Genomic DNA, 16132 nt, shown 5'->3' on the forward strand with positions numbered 1-16132 from the left:
CGGGATCAATTCTGCGGAGGTGACTGATCCCGGAGGTTCGCGGCCAGTGCGCCACCATCGATGCGCTTGTCGAACTGCGCGCGGATGTCGCGCCAGGCAAAGCGGATCGAGTTCTCGACGATGTCCTTGTCATCCTTCTTCAGGCGCGGCGCAATCGGCGCCCATTCGAAAAGCGCCTTGGGGCTGGCGGTAAAGAGGTCGGCGCCGCTCGGCCCGGACCGCCAGTCGACGAAAGCGAGGCGGCGCTCGAAGGCAGCGAGGCTGTCGGGGATGGAAAAGTCCTCGGCGCGGTCTGCCTGCGCCCGGTTCTCCGCAAGGCCGTGCTGAAAGCAGTGCAGCGTCAACTGCCGCAGCAGCGGTTCCTCGACGGGTTCGTCGCGCAAGGCCCGCGACACCGCAAAGATCGAAAGGTCGGACAGACAGGCGGCGAAGATATGCATCTTCGCAATATCGATCGAAGTAACGAAAACATCATCTTCAAACATACTTGGATAGCGCGTGCCCATGCGCGCCTTCAGGTAACCGTAGAGTGTCTTCTGCGCAATAAAAGCCGCCCGTGTCGAGACAAAAGCTGACAGAACTTCGACTCCATCGATGGGCCCCGAGTCGCGGCGAACGGACAGGCGGGCGAGGAATTCAGGCAGAAATTCCCACGCCTGTTTCAGAGCCCCGATCATCTACGCAGAATCCTGGTAACACTTTGCAAAATAATCAATTTTCTTCGGCAGATCAGTGTCATGAAGTCGACCTAAAACCTACACAGAATGATCATATTGGTTACCACCAAGGTTTTCATTCCAAAACAATCATGATCTACTCCAGGTCCTTCGCCAACTGTGTTCGAATATTTCGGTGGGAATTGAAAAGCATCTTTGGGAGGAACCATGTCAGAAACTACTAGAGACAACGGATCGGGGGCGTCGTCGGGGCCCCAGATCGGACAGGAAGCAAGGGAGCGTCATTGGTCCAAGACACGTAATCTCACGATCTTGGTTCTGGTGATTTGGGCCATCTTCGCCTTTATCTTGCCGTGGAATGCCAAGGCACTGAATGAGCTCTCCTTCCTGGGTTTTCCGCTCGGCTACTACTTGATCGTCCAAGGCTCGTTGATCGTCTTCGTGCTGCTGATCTTCTTCCAGAACTGGCGGCAGGACTCGATCGACGACGAAGCCGGCGTCGGCGACGAATAGGGGGGAGTGCCCGACATGATCAAGGGAAGTTTCATCGACAACCTCGGCCGCGTGTACGCGATGTACACCGGCGGGTTTCTCGTATTCATAATTTTGATGGCCATCTTAGAGCAGTTCGGCGTCAGCGCGGCGACCATCGGCATTCTCTTCGTTGCCTTCACTGTGTGCATCTATGCGTTGATCGGCTGGCTCTCCAGGACCATGCAGGTCGAGGCCTACTACGTGGCCGGGCGCGAGGTCCCCGCTCTCTATAACGGCATGGCGACGGCGGCGGACTGGATGTCCGGTGCCTCCTTCGTGGCCCTGGCCGGCGGCATCTACTTCGGCGGCTACGGCTATCTGGGCTTCATCGTCGGATGGACCGGCGGCTATGTGCTGGTGAACTCGCTGATGGCGCCCTACCTGCGCAAGTTCGGATGCTACACGGTGCCGGACTTCATCGGTACGCGCTATGGAGGCAACGTGGCGCGCTTCTGCGCCGTCGTCATTCTGGTGGTGACGTCCTTCACCTATGTGACCGCGCAGATCAACGCCTCCGGCACCATCGCCGCCCGGGCCCTGCAGATTCCCTTCGAGTTCGGCGTCTGGATCGGCCTTCTCGGCATTCTGCTCTGCTCCATGCTGGGCGGCATGCGCGCGGTGACCTGGACCCAGGTGGCTCAGTACATCGTGCTGATCGTCGCCTATCTGGTGCCGGTGATCTGGATGTCCAACAAGCAGGGCTTCGGGATCATTCCGCACTTCGGTTACGGCGATGCCGTGGCCCGGATCCAGGAGCTGGAGCCCCTGATCGGTCTGGGGACTGCGGCGACGGAAGGTGCGCCCTTCGGCGGGGTGAGAATTCTGACGACACCCCACAACGACCCGCAGGGTGGCATGGACTCCTGGAAGTTCGTCACCCTGGCGCTCTGCATGATGGCGGGCACTGCCTCGCTGCCGCACATCCTGATGCGTTACTTCACGACGCCCTCGGTGCGTGCGGCCCGCAAGTCGGTGGCCTTCTCGCTGTTCTTCATCTTCCTGCTGTACTTCACGGCGCCGGCGCTCGCCACGCTGACGAAGCTGCAGCTTCTCGACCCGAACCTTGCAACCGCGGTGATCGGGCAGTCCTTCGAGGCTGTGAAGAGTCTGGAATGGGTGCGGAACTGGGAAAGCGTCAACATGCTTTGGCTTTCCGACAGCAACGGCGACGGGATCCTGCAGCTCAACGAGTTCTTCATGCGGCCGGACATCGTCGTCCTGGCGACGCCGGAAATCGCCGGCCTGCCGTATGTGATCTCCGGTCTGGTTGCCGCCGGCGGACTGGCCGCGGCCATGTCGACGGCGGACGGCCTGCTGCTCGCCATCGCCAACGCCCTCAGCCATGATCTTTACTACAAGATCATCGACCCGAAGGCGGATACCAAGCACCGATTGATCGTCGCCCGCGTGCTGCTGATCGTCATCGGCGCGCTCGCGGCCATGATCGCCAGCCTGCAGCTGACCGGCATCCTCGGTGCGGTGGCCTGGGCCTTCTGCTTCGCCTGCTCCGGCCTCTTCTTCCCGCTGGTGCTGGGCGTCTGGTGGAAACGGGCGAACACGCAAGGGGCGATTGCCGGCATGGTTTGCGGCTTCGTCGCCGGTTCGGCCTATCTCTACTACGTGTACACCGGTGGCACGCCCTGGATGGGCATCGACCATCTGCGCTTCGGGATGATCGGCATGCCGGTCAGCCTGATCGCCATGGTCGTGGTCAGCCTGATGACCCCGGCACCGGACGCGGAGACACAGGCCATGGTGGACGAGGTTCGGATTCCCTCCGGCGAAACGATCCTCGACGCCAAGCACTAAACAAAGGCAATTCGGTATCAACTGGGTGGCGGAACGTTTCCGCCACCCTTTTTCTTTCAAGAGTGAGAGCGTGATGAATTCATATAGGATCGGTTTGATGGGCCGGACCAGCCCACTCGGTCAGGCGCGGTGCGCAGCGCGATGTGGGGCATCGGGCAAGCGCCGCAACGCAGCCGATGGGCTGATCCGGCCCACCGAAGGCCGGTCTTTCGCGCCCGCTGGCGGTGTTGCGGCCCACTTGTGGACGATCCAGTCCACAGCGTGGACCGCGCCTTGCCAGCAGACGCGAAAAACCGGTCAAGCCGGTCCTATATGAATTGATCACGCTCTAGTACTGTTCCTCCATGACAGATCCGTTCGCCGTTTTCCCAATCTGGGTCATCGTGCTCGACTACCTGATGGGCGTGATCATGTGGACGCTGATCGGACGCGTCGCCATGAACATCTTCCTGCCCGAGGACTCGAACTTCTTTTTCATGAAGGTCTTCGTCAAAGCGACCAACCCGGTCATTCGGGTGTTTCGCCCGGTCACCCCCGGCTTCCTGCTCGATCCGCTGGTGCCGCTCTACGTCGCCTGGTTCTTCTTCATGATCCGCTTCTACCTCATGCCCTGGCTGCTGGGCTATTCGGTGATGGGGATGCTGTCATTCCCTCTGGAAGGGGAAATCGCCGGCGCGATCTACGAAGCTTTCAACTAGATACTCGGCAGGTCCGGGCGTCGGGGCAGGTCGGCGCCGCGGCGCGCGCAGGTGACCGCTGCGGCCCCCATGGCGAAGTCGACGACCCGGCGGCATTCGTCCGGAGAGACCTCGGAAAGCCCCGCCTTGGTCGCCTTGCCGAGTTCGTCCAGACCGCAGAGCAGCGCCGCCTGGAAGCTGTCGCCGGCGCCCACCGTATCCACCACCTCTACGCTGCGGCCGGGGGCCTCGAAGACCTCGCCGCGTAGCGAGACTAAGGCGCCTTCACTGCCGCGGGTGACCACAATCAGCCGGACACCGCGGGAGTTCCAGCGGCTGATGGCGCTGTCGACTCCGTCGCCGGGAAACAGCGTCTCCAGGTCCTCGTCGCTGACCTTGATCAGGTCGGCCATCTCCGAGAAGGCCTCGACCCGCTGGTGCCAGCGGCCCACGTCCGGCTCGACGTTCAGCCTGATGTTCGGATCGAAGGAGATCAGCGCCGCGTCACGGCTGCGCCGGGCGAGCTCGAGAAACGATGACCCGGTCGGCTCGACCACCAGAGAGTAGGAGCCGAAGTGCACCGCGGCCAGGGAGGAGGAGAGCTCCGGCAGGTCCGCTTCACCGACCGAGCGGTCGGCCGCTTCGTGGCCGTAGAAGCTGTAATGCGGCACGCCCTTGGCGCCCAGGCCGACCAGCGCCAGGGTCGTGGGGTTCTGCTTGCTGACGAGATAGCTGGTGTCGACCCCCTCGTCCTTCAGTGTCCGTTCCAGGCGCCGGCCCAGGGGGTCGCTGGAGAGGCCCGTGAACAGCGCCGCCTCGCGCCCCAGGCGGGAGAGGCCGATGGCCACGTTGAAGGGCGAGCCGCCGATGCGGGCATCGAAGGTGAAGCCGGTCTCGGTCTCGGCCGAGGGAAAGACGTCGTAGAGCGCTTCGCCGCAGATCAGGAACATGTCTCGTCACCCTCACATCACCAATGAACCGACTCTTGGTGCCTGACCCGAAATGAAGTCGTGTCCGTAAAAGGGCTGCCACCCTCCCGAATCGTCATTGCCGGACTTGTTCCGGCAATCCATCGAGGTCCGGGTCTCGGTCTGTCCATGGACCCTCGGGACAAGCCCGAGGGTGACAACTCGAATAGGGGTAAATTTGGCAAACACTTGAAATCAAACCACTCACTTCGGGTCAGACTCTTTGAGGCACAAGAAAGAAGGGGCGCGGTGCCTCAGTCACCGGACGCGCCCCTCAAGGTTGGCGGCCCGCCATGGCCGGGCCACCACAGGGAGGTCTGCTTTCGCCTAGTTCAAAACAGCGCCCTCAGGCAGGGCGATCTCCGCCGGCGGCTCCATGGCACCGGTCATGATCGCCACCGCATCGGACATGGAGAAGTCCTTCGGCCGGATCACCGCGTGGCGGCGGCTCAGCCGGTGGATGTGAATGCGGTCCGCCACCTCGAAGACGTGGGGCATGTTGTGGGAGATCAGCACGATGGGCATGCCGCGTGCCTTCACATCCAGGATCAGCTCCAGGACGCGCCGGCTCTCCTTGACGCCGAGGGCCGCCGTCGGCTCGTCCATGATGACGAACTTGGTGGCGAAGGCCGCCGCCCGGGCCACCGCCACGCCCTGACGCTGGCCGCCGGAAAGCGTCTCCACCGCCTGGGTGATGGACTGAACGGTCATCAGCCCGAGCTCTGTCAGCTTCTCCCGCGCGAAATCGCGCATCTTCTTCTTGTCGAGCATCTTGAAAACCGAGCCGGCCACACCCTCCTTGAAGATCTCCCGGCCGAGGAACATGTTGTCGGCGATGGAGAGCGCCGGAGAGAGGGCGAGGTTCTGGTAAACCGTCTCGATCCCCGCATCCCGGGCGTCCATGGGCGAGGCGAAGTTGATCGGCGCGCCGTCGAGGCAGATCTCCCCTTCGTCGATCTGGACCGCCCCGCAGAGCGCCTTGACCAGGGTCGACTTGCCGGCGCCGTTGTCACCGATGATCGCCAGGATCTCGCCCGGAAAGAGCTCGAAGTCGGCCCGGTCCATGGCGGTGACGCGGCCGTAGCGCTTGGTCAGGCCGCGGCCGGTCATGACAGGTTGCAGGCTCATGCGCTTACCCTCCTGATCCACTGGTCCATGGCCACGGCGACGATGATCAGCAAGCCGACCGCGAAGGTCTGCCAGAGCACGTCGACGCCGCCGAGTTTCAGCCCCGAACGAAAGACGCCGACGATCAGCGCCCCGAAGAGGGTGCCGAAGATCGCGCCGCGTCCGCCGAAGAGGGAGGTGCCGCCGATCACCACGGCGGTGATGGCATCGAGGTTTCCTTCATAGAACGACTGCGGCGAGGCCGAGCCGACGCGGCCGATGGCTGCCCAGCCGCCGATGGCACAGAGCAGCCCGGCGGTGCCGTAGACCGACAGCAGCACGCGGTCGGTGCGGATGCCGGAAAGCTCCGCCGCTTCCTTGTCGTCGCCCACCGCATAGACCGAGCGCCCCCAGGCCGTCCAGTTGAGGGCGTACCAGAGCACGATGAAGATGCCCACCATCAGGAAGGAGCCCAGGGTGAACTGCGCGCCGAGGATCTCTACGCGCAGCCCGAAGAGCTTCAGCAGCGGCGCCGTGGCATCGATGTCCTGGCTGCGGATGGTCTCCGATTCCGAGTACCAGAGGTTCAGGGCGAAGAAGATCGACCAGGCGCCCAGGGTGACGATGAAGGGCGGCAGCCGCACCTCCAGGGCCGGCCCGAAGCTGAACCAGCCGACGGCCAGGGCGGCGAAGATGCCGATGGGCACCACATAGATCAGCGGCAGACCGAAGCTGTAGAGCAGGACCCAGGTGAGCACCGCCAGCGCCACCGGCACCAGGCGGGTGCGGGTGACCAGGCTGCCGTTGAACAGCCCGCAGGCAAGCCCGACGCCGAGACCGATCAGAACCGCAAGGAATGATGGCACGTCGCCCTGCACCGCCAGGCGCGCCATCACCATGTAGCTGAGCACCATGATCGCCGCGACACTGAGATCGATGCCAGCGGTCAGGATGACCAGGGTCTGGGCCGCGCCCAGAATGCCGATGATGGTCACCTGCTGAATGATCAGAGAAAGGTTGAACGCCGAGAAGAAGTTGTTGGCGACCACCCCGAAGACGAGGCAACTGACCACCAGAACCACCACCGGCGCGGCGGTCGGGTTGGCATGGAGGAAATGGTGGAACCTGGCGAGCGGCGAGGTGTCGCGGGTCTCGAAGGAGGCGACTTCCGACGCGCTCTTGTCGAGAACCTTCTCGAAGTCCTGTGGGCCGCGTGGCGTTGTAGCCTGATCTTCGGCCATAGCGGTACCCTCCCTAGGCTATGGGTTCTTCGCGGCGGGTCGGGCACCGACCAGAGGAGGGCACCGTCCCGCGTCTTGTTCTCCCAACCCCTGTGCCTTGCGGCACAGGGGTCACTTCAGGGATGTATCAGCCCCAGCACTTGGCAAGCGCTTCTTCCGAGGAGATCGAGGGAATGCCGTCGACCGGCTCGTCGGTCACCAGCTCGACACCGGTGTCGAAGAAGCTGAGGCCTTCGGTGTTCGCCGGCTTCTTGCCGGACTTGGCGAACTCGACCACGGCTTCCACGCCCAAGGAGGCCATGCGCAGCGGAAACTGCATGGAGGTCGCGCCGATGATGCCTTCCTTGACGTTCTGCACGCCGGGGCAGCCGCCGTCGACGGAGACGATCAGCACCTTGCCGGCCATGCCGAAGGACTTGAGGCCCTCATAGGCGCCGGCAGCCGCCGGCTCGTTGATGGTATGGATGACGTTGATGCCGGGGTCCTTCTGCATCAGGTTCTCGATGGCCGTGCGGCCGCCCTCTTCCGAGCCCAGCGTCGAGTCGCCGCCGACGAGGCGCGGGTCGTCCTCGTCGTACATCTTATTGATGTTCTTCACGTCGACACCGAAGCCCTTGAGGAAGCCCTGGTTGCGCAGCACGTCGACGGTGATCTGCGCCTCGGAGAGGTCGAGGGTGGCGATCTTGGCCTTGGCGGTGTCGCCCATCTTGGCCGCCGCCCACTGGCCGATCAGCTCGCCGGCGCGGAAGTTGTCGGTGGCGAAGGTGGCATCGGCGGATTCCGGCGGATCGAAGGGCGTGTCGAGTGCGATGACCAGCAGCCCCGCCTCGCGGGCGCGGCGCACCGTATCGGCCAGGCCGGCCGGGTCGGAGGGGGTGATGAGGATGCCCTTGGCGCCGGCAGCCACCAGGCTCTCGATGGCCTCGATCTGCGCCTCGTTGTCGCCGTCGTACTTGCCGGCGAAGGTGCGCAGTTCCGCACCCATTTCCTCGGCCTTGGCCTGGGCGCCCTCGCGCATCTTCACGAAGAAGGGGTTGGTGTTGGTCTTGGTGATCAGGCCGATGATGACGTCATCGGCAAGGGCCGGCGCGGCAAAGCCCGTCATGGCGACGAGGCTCGCGGCCGTTAAGGTATTGAGAAACTTTGATTTCATGGCTGTGATCCTCCCTCAGGTGCAGTTCGAGATTTCAAGTTTTTTCTGCGGGGCTTTCCGTGCCCTGTCACTCCATGGGAACGGCCGCTCCGTATGCTCCGATTTAACGCCCGCCAAAAGTTCTTGTCAATAAATAAATCAAATTGAGTTTTTAATTGGCAGATGGCCTGGGATCGGCGATGATGGCGGTGAACAAACACCGCCGCCGCGCGCTTTCGCGCTCTATACTGTCGCCACCGGGCCCGGCAGCGGCGGGCGACTAAACCAGGGGAGGAAGGCATGAATGCAGTTTCAGGGGGTACCGGCTCGCTCACACGCCAAGCGATGGCCTTCGTCCTCGCCGGGGGGCGGGGCAGCCGGCTGGAGGAACTGACCGACAGACGCGCGAAACCTGCGGTTTATTTCGGCGGCAAGAGCCGGATCATCGATTTCGCCCTCTCCAATGCGGTGAATTCCGGCATCCGCCGTATCGGCGTGGCGACACAGTACAAGGCCCACAGCCTGATCCGCCATCTGCAGCGGGGCTGGAGCTTCTTTCAGGCCGAGCGGAACGAGATGCTGGACGTGCTGCCCGCCTCCCAGCGGGTCGACGAGCGCCAGTGGTACCTCGGGACCGCCGATGCGGTCACCCAGAACATCGACATCATCGAAAGCTATGGGGTGAACTACATCATCGTCCTGGCCGGCGACCACATCTACAAGATGGACTACGGCATCATGCTGGCCCAGCATGTCGACACCGGCGCAGACGTGACCGTCGGCTGCATCGAGGTGCCGCGCATGGAAGCCACCGGCTTCGGCGTGATGCATGTCGACGCACAGGGCCAAATCATCGAGTTCGTCGAGAAGCCGGCCGACCCGCCGGGCATCCCGGGCGACCCGGACAACGCCCTGGCCTCCATGGGTATCTACGTCTTCGAGACCAACTTCCTGATCGACCTGCTGCGCAAAGATGCGGCGGACCCGAACTCCGATCACGACTTCGGCAAGAACCTCATCCCCTACGTGGTGGAGAACGGCAAGGCCGTGGCCCACAGGTTCTCCGAGTCCTGCGTCATGACGGGCTCCGAGCCCCGGCCCTACTGGCGCGACGTCGGCACCGTCGATTCCTTCTGGCGCGCCAACATAGACCTGACCGACTTCGAGCCCGAGCTCGACATCTATTCCCGCGACTGGCCGATCTGGACCTACGGCGAGGTAACACCGCCGGCGAAGTTCATCCACGACGAAGAGGGCCGACGCGGCTCCGCCGTCTCCTCCATGGTCTCCGGCGGCTGCATCGTCTCCGGCTCCAACGTCCTGCAAAGCTTGCTTTTTACCGGCGTTCACTGCCATTCCTACAGCCAGCTTGAGGGCGTAGTCGCCCTGCCCCACAGCATCATCAACCGCAACGCGCGCCTCACCAACGTGGTCCTGGACCGGGGCGTGGTCATTCCGGAAGGCCTGGTGGTCGGCGAAGACCCGGAAGCGGACGCCGGGCGGTTTCGGGTCAGCAAGGGGGGAACCACATTGATCACCCAGGAGATGATCGACGCGCTGGAACCTTAGGAGCCGTGGATTCCGAAAAAAGCATGAAGGTTCTATCCGTCGCTTCTGAATGCGTGCCCTTCGTCAAGACGGGCGGCCTGGCCGACGTGGTCGGTGCCCTTCCGGGCGCCCTGGCGCCGCTGGGGGTCGAGGTGCGCGTCCTGATGCCCGGCTATCCGGCCATGAAGGCGGCGATCTCCGAGGACGCCAAGACCCAGGAGCTCGGCCGCCTGCCCGGCGGGCGGGCGCGCCTGATCAGCGGGCCGGCCAACGGCACCGATGTCATGGTGCTGGATTCGCCCCGGCTGTTCGACCGGCCGGGCAATCCCTACCTCGGCCCCGACGGCAAGGACTGGCCCGACAACCACCTGCGCTACGGCGCCTTCTGCCGGCTGGCCGCCCAGATCGCCACCGAGGGGCTGGACGGCTGGCAGCCGGATGTGGTGCACCTGCACGATTGGCAGGCGGGCCTGACGGCGGCTTACCTGAAGCTCGGCCGACAGCCCGCGCCGCCCAGCCTGATCACCATCCACAACATCGCCTTCCAGGGCCTCTTTCCGCCGGAAGCGGCGACGCCCCTGGGGCTGCCCAAGGCCGAGTTCCATCCCGAGGGCTTCGAGTATTTCGGTCAGCTCGGCTTCCTGAAGGCCGGCCTGGTCTATGCCGACCGCATCTCGACGGTGAGTCCGACCTACGCCCGCGAACTGATGAGCGCCGAGTTCGGCATGGGGCTGGAAGGGGTCATCGCCGCGCGGCGGGCCGAGGTTCACGGCATTCTCAACGGCATCGACCTGGAGGTCTGGAACCCGGAAAGCGATCCGCAGATCGCCATGGGTTTCTCCGCCAAGACGCCGGCCCGCAAGGCCAAGAACCGGGTCGCCCTGGCGCAGCGCTTCAAGCTCTATGCCGGCGGCGCGGGGCCGCTGTTCTGCGTCGTCAGCCGGCTCACCCGCCAGAAAGGGCTGGACCTGCTGCTGGAGGCCCTGCCCCGGCTCCTGGCGCGGGGCGCCAGCCTGGCGGTGCTCGGCTCCGGCGATGCGGATCTGGAAACCGGCTTCCAGGCGGCGGCCAGCGACAACCCGGGGCGCGTGGGCGTGGTTATCGGCTATGATGAGCCCCTGTCCCACCTGATGCAGGCCGGCGCCGACTCCATTCTGGTGCCCTCGCGCTTCGAGCCCTGCGGCCTCACCCAGCTCTATGGTCTGCGCTACGGCACCCTGCCGCTGGTGGCGCGCACCGGCGGCCTGGCGGACACCGTGATCGACGCCAACGAGGCGGCGCTGCAGGCCGGGGTGGCCACGGGCTTTCAGTTCTCCCCGATCGCCGCCGCGCCTCTGGCCGATGCCATCGACCGGGCCTGCGATGCCTTCGCCGACAAGAAGCTCTGGGCGGCCATGGTGCGCCGCGCCATGCGCCACCCGGTGGGCTGGGAGACCTCGGCGGCGGCCTACGCCAAGACCTATGCCGAGCTGATCGAGACGGCGGCATGAAGCTGAAGGCCCAACGCAAGCTGCAGGCGGGCCAGCCGTACCCGCTGGGCGTCCGCTGGGACGGCGAGGGGGCGAATGTCGCCGTCTTCTCCGAGAACGCCGCCAAGATCGAGCTCTGCCTGTTTTCCGAGGACGGCAAACGCGAAACCGAGCGCCTGGCCCTGCCGGAGCGCAGTGGGCCGGTCTGGCACGGCTACTTGCCGGGCCTGGCGCCGGGCGCCCTCTACGGCCTGCGCGCCCATGGCCCCTACGCGCCCGACCGCGGCCACCGCTTCAATCCCAACAAGCTGCTGCTCGACCCCTATGCCCGCGCCCTGCAGGGCCGCTTTGCCACCGGCGATGCCTGCCTCGGCTACGATCCCGCCGCGCCGGAGGGCGATCTTTCGTTCTCGAGCCTCGACAGTGCGCCGGAGATGCCCAAGTGCGTGGTGACCGCACCCGCCCCGCCGGTGCCGGCCGACGAGCGGCCCAACACGCCCTGGGCGGACACGGTGATCTACGAGGCCCATCCCAAGGGCCTCACCAAGCTCTGGCCGGGATTGCCGGAGGATCTGCGCGGCAGCTACGAGGCGCTGGCCACTGAACCCGTGCTGGAACACCTCACTTCCCTGGGGATCACGGCCGTAGAGCTGCTGCCGGTCCACGCCTTCCTGGACGACCGCTTTCTGCGCGACAAAGATCTGGTCAACTACTGGGGCTACAACAGCATCGCCTTCTTCGCGCCGGAGCCGCGCTACTTCGGGCCGGCGGGCCTCGGCGGCTTCCGCGAGACGGTGCGCAGGCTCCACGGCGCCGGCCTGGAGGTGATTCTGGACGTGGTCTACAACCACACCGCCGAAGGCGACCAGAACGGACCGACCCTCTCATTCCGCGGGCTCGACAACGCCGCCTACTACCGCCTGCGCCACGGGCAGAAGCGCTACTACGGCAACGAGACCGGCTGCGGCAATGCCCTCAACGTCGCCCATCCCTATGTGCTGCGCCTGGTGCTCGACAGCCTGCGCTGGTGGGTGGAGGCCATGGGGATCGACGGCTTCCGCTTCGATCTGGCCACCACCCTGGGGCGGGAGGCCCAGGGCTTCGATCCCTGGGGCGGCTTTTTCGACGCCTTGCGGCAGGACCCGGGGCTGGCCCAGGTGAAGCTGATCGCCGAACCCTGGGACCTGGGGCCCGGGGGCTATCGCCTGGGCGAGTTCCCGCCGGGCTTCGCCGAGTGGAACGACGGCTATCGCGACGGGGTGCGCCGCTTCTGGCGCGGCGATGCCCACAGCGCCCAGGAGATGGCCGCACGCCTGCTCGGGTCCGCCGGCACCTTCGACCGCGACGGGCGGCGGAGCTGGTCCTCGGTGAACTTCGTCGCCTGCCACGACGGCTTCACCCTGGCCGACGTCACCGCCTACAGCGAAAAGCACAACGAGGCCAACGGCGAGGACAACCGCGACGGCCACCAGGAGAACTACAGCGACAACGGTGGCGCGGAAGGCGAGACGGATGACCCGGAGATCCGCCTGCGCCGGGCCCAACGGCGGCGCAACCTTCTGGCCAGCGTGTTTTTCTCTCAGGGCACCCCGATGCTGCGTGCCGGCGACGAAATCGCCCAAAGCCAGGGCGGCAACAACAACGCCTATTGCCAGGACAACGCGATCAGTTGGATCGACTGGGCGAGCGCCGATACCGCCCTGCTCGGCTTTACCCGCCGGCTGATCGCCTTCCGCCGCGCCCATCCCTGCCTGCGCCAGAGCTGGTTTCTGCACGGCCACGAGCGCGCCGAGGACGGGGCGCCGGACGTCGAATGGCTGGGCCTTCAGGGCGGTCCCGTGAACTGGCGCGACCCGGGCCTGGAGGGCTTCTGCCTGCTGCTTAGGGAGTCGGCCGAGGCGCCGAGCTATGCCACCGACGGCGATCAGGTGGCCCTGGTTTTCAACGGTTCGCCCAAGGCGGTGGCCATGCGCCTGCCGGCCCTGCCCGACGGCCGCGTCTGGCTGCGCGCGCTGGACACCGCCCAGCCGGAGGCGCCCCGGGCGGTCTGCAGCAGCCCCCAACAGGACATCCCGGCCCAGGCGATCGTCGCCTTCGAAGTCGGAGCCATGCTGTGAGCGCCGCGCCATTGGACGGCGCCCTTCAGGAGCTTGCCGAGGCCATGGGCATCCTGCCGCGCTGGCATGACCTGGCCGGAACGGAGCAGGTCACCGGCCCCGACACGCAGCGGGCCCTTCTGGCTGCCAAGGGGGTGCCTGCGGCCAGCGACACCGAGGCCCGCGAATCCCTTGACGACCTGAGGGCGCGGCAGGCCGCCCGGGTAATTCCCGAGGAGGTCGTGGTAACGGCGGGAACGGAGTGCCGCATTCTCTTGCAAAGCGCCGGCGACTGGCACCTGGACCTGGAATCCGGCGGCACGCAGGAAGGCCGCGGCGACCGGGAGATCATCGTCACCCCGCCGGAAGGCCTTCATCGCCTGACCGTCGGCGACCAGAGCTGCCTCGTCATCGCCGCGCCGGAGCGCGCACCCACGGTCGAAGGCGTGACCGGGCGCGGCAAGGCCTGGGGTCTCGCCGCCGCCCTCTATGGGCTTCGCTCGGCGCGTAATCTGGGGGTCGGCGACTACCGCGATCTAGCAAGGGCGGCTGAGCAGGCGGCACGCCTCGGGGCCGACTTCATCGGCATCAACCCGGTCCATGCCCGCGGCGCGGCCAGCGAAGGGTTCAGTCCCTATTCGCCGACCTGCCGCACCGCCCTGGAGCCGGGCCACATCGCCCCCGATGCGGTGCCCGGATTCGAAGCCTGCGCCGAGGCGCAACATCTGCTGGCCCGGCATACCGAGGCCCACACTGCCAGCAACCTGTTGGACTATGACACCCACAAGCGCCTGCAGTGCGAGCTCCTCGATGTGCTGTTCCGTGAGAGCATGGAGGCGGAGGAAACGGCCACGGGCGACTTCGCTGCCTGGCGGAACGGGCCGGGCAGGGCGCTGGAATGGTTTGCGGTCTTCGAGGCGATCTCCCTCGTTCACGGCCCGGACTGGCGCGCCTGGCCGGTGGATCTGCAATCTTCCGGCAACGCTGCGGTACAGCGCTTCGCCGCTGAACACGCCGTAGAGGTGCGCCATCACGCCTGGCTGCAGTGGCTCGCCGAAGGGCAGTTGTCCGAGGTGCAGGCCGCCGCCAAGTCTGCGGGCATGGCCTTCGGCCTCTATCTCGACCTGGCCGTCGGCGTGCGCCCCGGCGGCGCCGACTCCTGGGCCGCGCCGGCGTGTTTCGCGCAAGGCGTATCCCTCGGCGCACCGCCGGACGCCTTCAGCCCCAACGGACAGAACTGGACTCTGGCGCCCTTCAGTCCGAGCGGCCTGCGCGCTGCCGCCTACCGGCCCTTCATCCAAATGCTGCGCGCCGCCATGGCCCATGCCGGGATCATCCGCATCGACCATATCCTGGGCTTCAATCACAGCTTCTGGGTGCCCGAGTGCGGCGCGCCCGGCGGCTACGTCGGCTATCCCCTGGAACCGCTGCTCGCGCTCATCCGCATCGAGGCGGCGCGGGCCGGCTGTATCGTCGTGGGCGAGGATCTGGGCTTCGTTCCCCAGGGATTGCGAAGCCGGCTGGCAGACGCGGGCCTGCTGGGCTGCGCGGTGTTGCAGTTCGAAAAGGAGGGCGAGAGCTTCCGGGCGCCCCGGCACTACCGGCCCACGAGCCTCGCCTCGGCGGGCACCCATGACACGCCGACCGTGAGGGGCTGGTGGTCCGGCTGGGACATTGAGCTGCGCCACAGCCTCGGCCAGACAACGGCGGAGGATTGCGCCGCGGCACTGGAGGCGCGCGCGGGCGAGCGGGGCGCCCTCTGCCGCCTGCTGGCGGAGGAAGGCCAGGCGCCGCCGGGACTCGATCCCGCCGCGCCGCCGCCGCAGGCCGACGACGCAACCGTCACCGCGATCCATGCCCTCCTCGCCGGCGCCGGTTCGCAGCTCCTCGCCGTCCAACTCGACGACGCCCTGGGGGTTGTCGAACAACAAAACCTGCCGGGCACCACCGAGGAGTACCCGAACTGGCGCCACCGGTATCCGGTGGCCGTCGATGCGCTCGCCAGCGATCCCGGGCTCGCCGCCATCGCGTCCGCCGTCGGACCGGCGGACGACCGCGGCCCGGCCAAGAAGGAGGCTCAGCAATGGGCGTGAGAAACGTCGCGACAAAACCGATCGAAGGCCAGAAGCCCGGCACCTCGGGCCTGCGCAAGAAGACCACGGTGTTCATGGAGCCGGGTTATCTGGAGAACTTCGTGCAGTCGGTTTTCGATGCGGTGGGCGGCCTCGACGGCAAGACCCTGACGGTGGGCGGCGACGGGCGCTATTTCAACACACGCGCCATCCAGACCATCCTCAAGATGGCCGCAGCCAACGGCGCCGCCCGCGCCCTGGTGGGGCAGAACGGCATTCTCTCCACCCCCGCCGCCTCGGCGGTGATCCGCGCCCGCAAGACCGACGGCGGCCTGATCCTCTCGGCCAGCCACAACCCCGCCGGCGAAAACGGCGACTTCGGCATCAAGTACAACATTCCCGCCGGCGGCCCGGCGCCGGAATCCGTGACCGACGCCATCCACAGCCGCAGCCGGGAAATCACGGAGTACCGCATCCTGGACGCCGACGACCTGGATCTCTCGGCACTGGGCGAAAAGTCCCTGGGCGGTATGACGGTGGAGATCATCGATCCGGTGGCGATCTATGCCGAGGTCATGCGTTCCCTCTTCGACTTCGAGGCCATCCGCGCGCTCTTCGCCTCGGGCTTTGCCATGCGCTTCGATGCCATGCACGCGGTGACCGGTCCCTACGCCAAGGCGATCCTGGAGGGCGAACTGGGCGCGCCCGAAGGCACTGTCCTCAACGGCGAGCCGCTGCCCGATTTCGGCGGCGGCCATCCCGACCCCAACCCGGTCCACCAGGGCCTTGGCGTAGACCGGGT

The 16132-nt window shown here is 66.0% G+C and carries 13 protein-coding genes; 8 read left to right on the top strand and 5 right to left on the bottom strand.

The genetic code is table 11. From position 1 onward, the window contains the following. Nucleotides 1–5: 5 nt before the first annotated feature. Nucleotides 6–677, bottom strand: coding sequence for a hypothetical protein (locus Q0996_RS18105; RefSeq protein ID WP_299622938.1), 672 nt, complete (start codon nucleotides 675–677; stop codon nucleotides 6–8). 207 nt (nucleotides 678–884) lie between these two features. Between Q0996_RS18105 and Q0996_RS18110 the strand changes: the two genes are divergently transcribed. The 3 genes from Q0996_RS18110 to Q0996_RS18120 all read left to right on the top strand — a co-directional run bounded on the left by Q0996_RS18110 (nucleotide 885) and on the right by Q0996_RS18120 (nucleotide 3718). Next, complete coding sequence (locus Q0996_RS18110; RefSeq protein ID WP_299622941.1) at nucleotides 885–1190, top strand: DUF4212 domain-containing protein; 306 nt, start codon at nucleotides 885–887, stop codon at nucleotides 1188–1190. 15 nt (nucleotides 1191–1205) lie between these two features. Next, the gene (locus tag Q0996_RS18115) at nucleotides 1206–3020 is read left to right on the top strand and encodes a sodium:solute symporter family protein (RefSeq protein WP_299622944.1); all 1815 of its coding nucleotides are present in this window, start codon (nucleotides 1206–1208) and stop codon (nucleotides 3018–3020) included. A 344-nt stretch (nucleotides 3021–3364) separates the two neighbouring features. After that, entirely contained in the window at nucleotides 3365–3718 is a 354-nt protein-coding gene (locus Q0996_RS18120; protein ID WP_299399716.1) for a hypothetical protein, read from the top strand. On the opposite strand, the gene Q0996_RS18125 is transcribed toward Q0996_RS18120, so the two are convergent. From Q0996_RS18125 to Q0996_RS18140, 4 genes are all read right to left on the bottom strand, one after another. Next, a complete protein-coding gene (locus Q0996_RS18125) occupies nucleotides 3715–4647 on the bottom strand; it encodes a carbohydrate kinase (RefSeq protein WP_299622947.1) in 933 nt (310 codons plus the stop codon). The genes Q0996_RS18120 and Q0996_RS18125 overlap by 4 nt on opposite strands. Nucleotides 4648–4992: 345 nt before the next feature. Beyond that, complete coding sequence (locus Q0996_RS18130) at nucleotides 4993–5793, bottom strand: ATP-binding cassette domain-containing protein (protein WP_299622949.1); 801 nt, start codon at nucleotides 5791–5793, stop codon at nucleotides 4993–4995. Continuing rightward, nucleotides 5790–7013, bottom strand: a complete 1224-nt coding sequence (locus tag Q0996_RS18135) for an ABC transporter permease (RefSeq protein WP_299622952.1) — start codon at nucleotides 7011–7013, stop codon at nucleotides 5790–5792. Before Q0996_RS18135 ends, Q0996_RS18130 begins: the two co-directional genes overlap by 4 nt. A 127-nt stretch (nucleotides 7014–7140) precedes the next feature. Further along, nucleotides 7141–8166, bottom strand: a complete 1026-nt coding sequence (locus Q0996_RS18140; RefSeq protein ID WP_299622955.1) for a sugar ABC transporter substrate-binding protein — start codon at nucleotides 8164–8166, stop codon at nucleotides 7141–7143. Between the two features lie 279 nt (nucleotides 8167–8445). Between Q0996_RS18140 and glgC the strand changes: the two genes are divergently transcribed. From glgC to Q0996_RS18165, 5 genes are all read left to right on the top strand, one after another. After that, entirely contained in the window at nucleotides 8446–9714 is a 1269-nt protein-coding gene (gene glgC / locus Q0996_RS18145) for a glucose-1-phosphate adenylyltransferase (RefSeq protein WP_299622957.1), read from the top strand. A 23-nt stretch (nucleotides 9715–9737) separates the two neighbouring features. Continuing rightward, a complete protein-coding gene (gene glgA, locus Q0996_RS18150) occupies nucleotides 9738–11183 on the top strand; it encodes a glycogen synthase GlgA (protein WP_299622960.1) in 1446 nt (481 codons plus the stop codon). Beyond that, on the top strand, nucleotides 11180–13279 hold the full coding sequence (gene glgX / locus Q0996_RS18155) for a glycogen debranching protein GlgX (protein WP_299622963.1): 2100 nt from the start codon (nucleotides 11180–11182) through the stop codon (nucleotides 13277–13279). Before glgA ends, glgX begins: the two co-directional genes overlap by 4 nt. Continuing rightward, complete coding sequence (gene malQ, locus Q0996_RS18160) at nucleotides 13276–15351, top strand: 4-alpha-glucanotransferase (protein ID WP_299622965.1); 2076 nt, start codon at nucleotides 13276–13278, stop codon at nucleotides 15349–15351. The genes glgX and malQ overlap by 4 nt, the downstream gene beginning before the upstream one ends. Beyond that, a partial coding sequence (locus Q0996_RS18165; protein ID WP_299622968.1) for an alpha-D-glucose phosphate-specific phosphoglucomutase occupies nucleotides 15342–16132 on the top strand: 791 nt, incomplete at its 3' end. The genes malQ and Q0996_RS18165, both read left to right, overlap by 10 nt.

The sequence above is a fragment of the Pelagibius sp. genome, from assembly GCF_028289705.1.
In the GTDB taxonomy this organism is placed as follows: domain Bacteria; phylum Pseudomonadota; class Alphaproteobacteria; order Kiloniellales; family Kiloniellaceae; genus Pelagibius.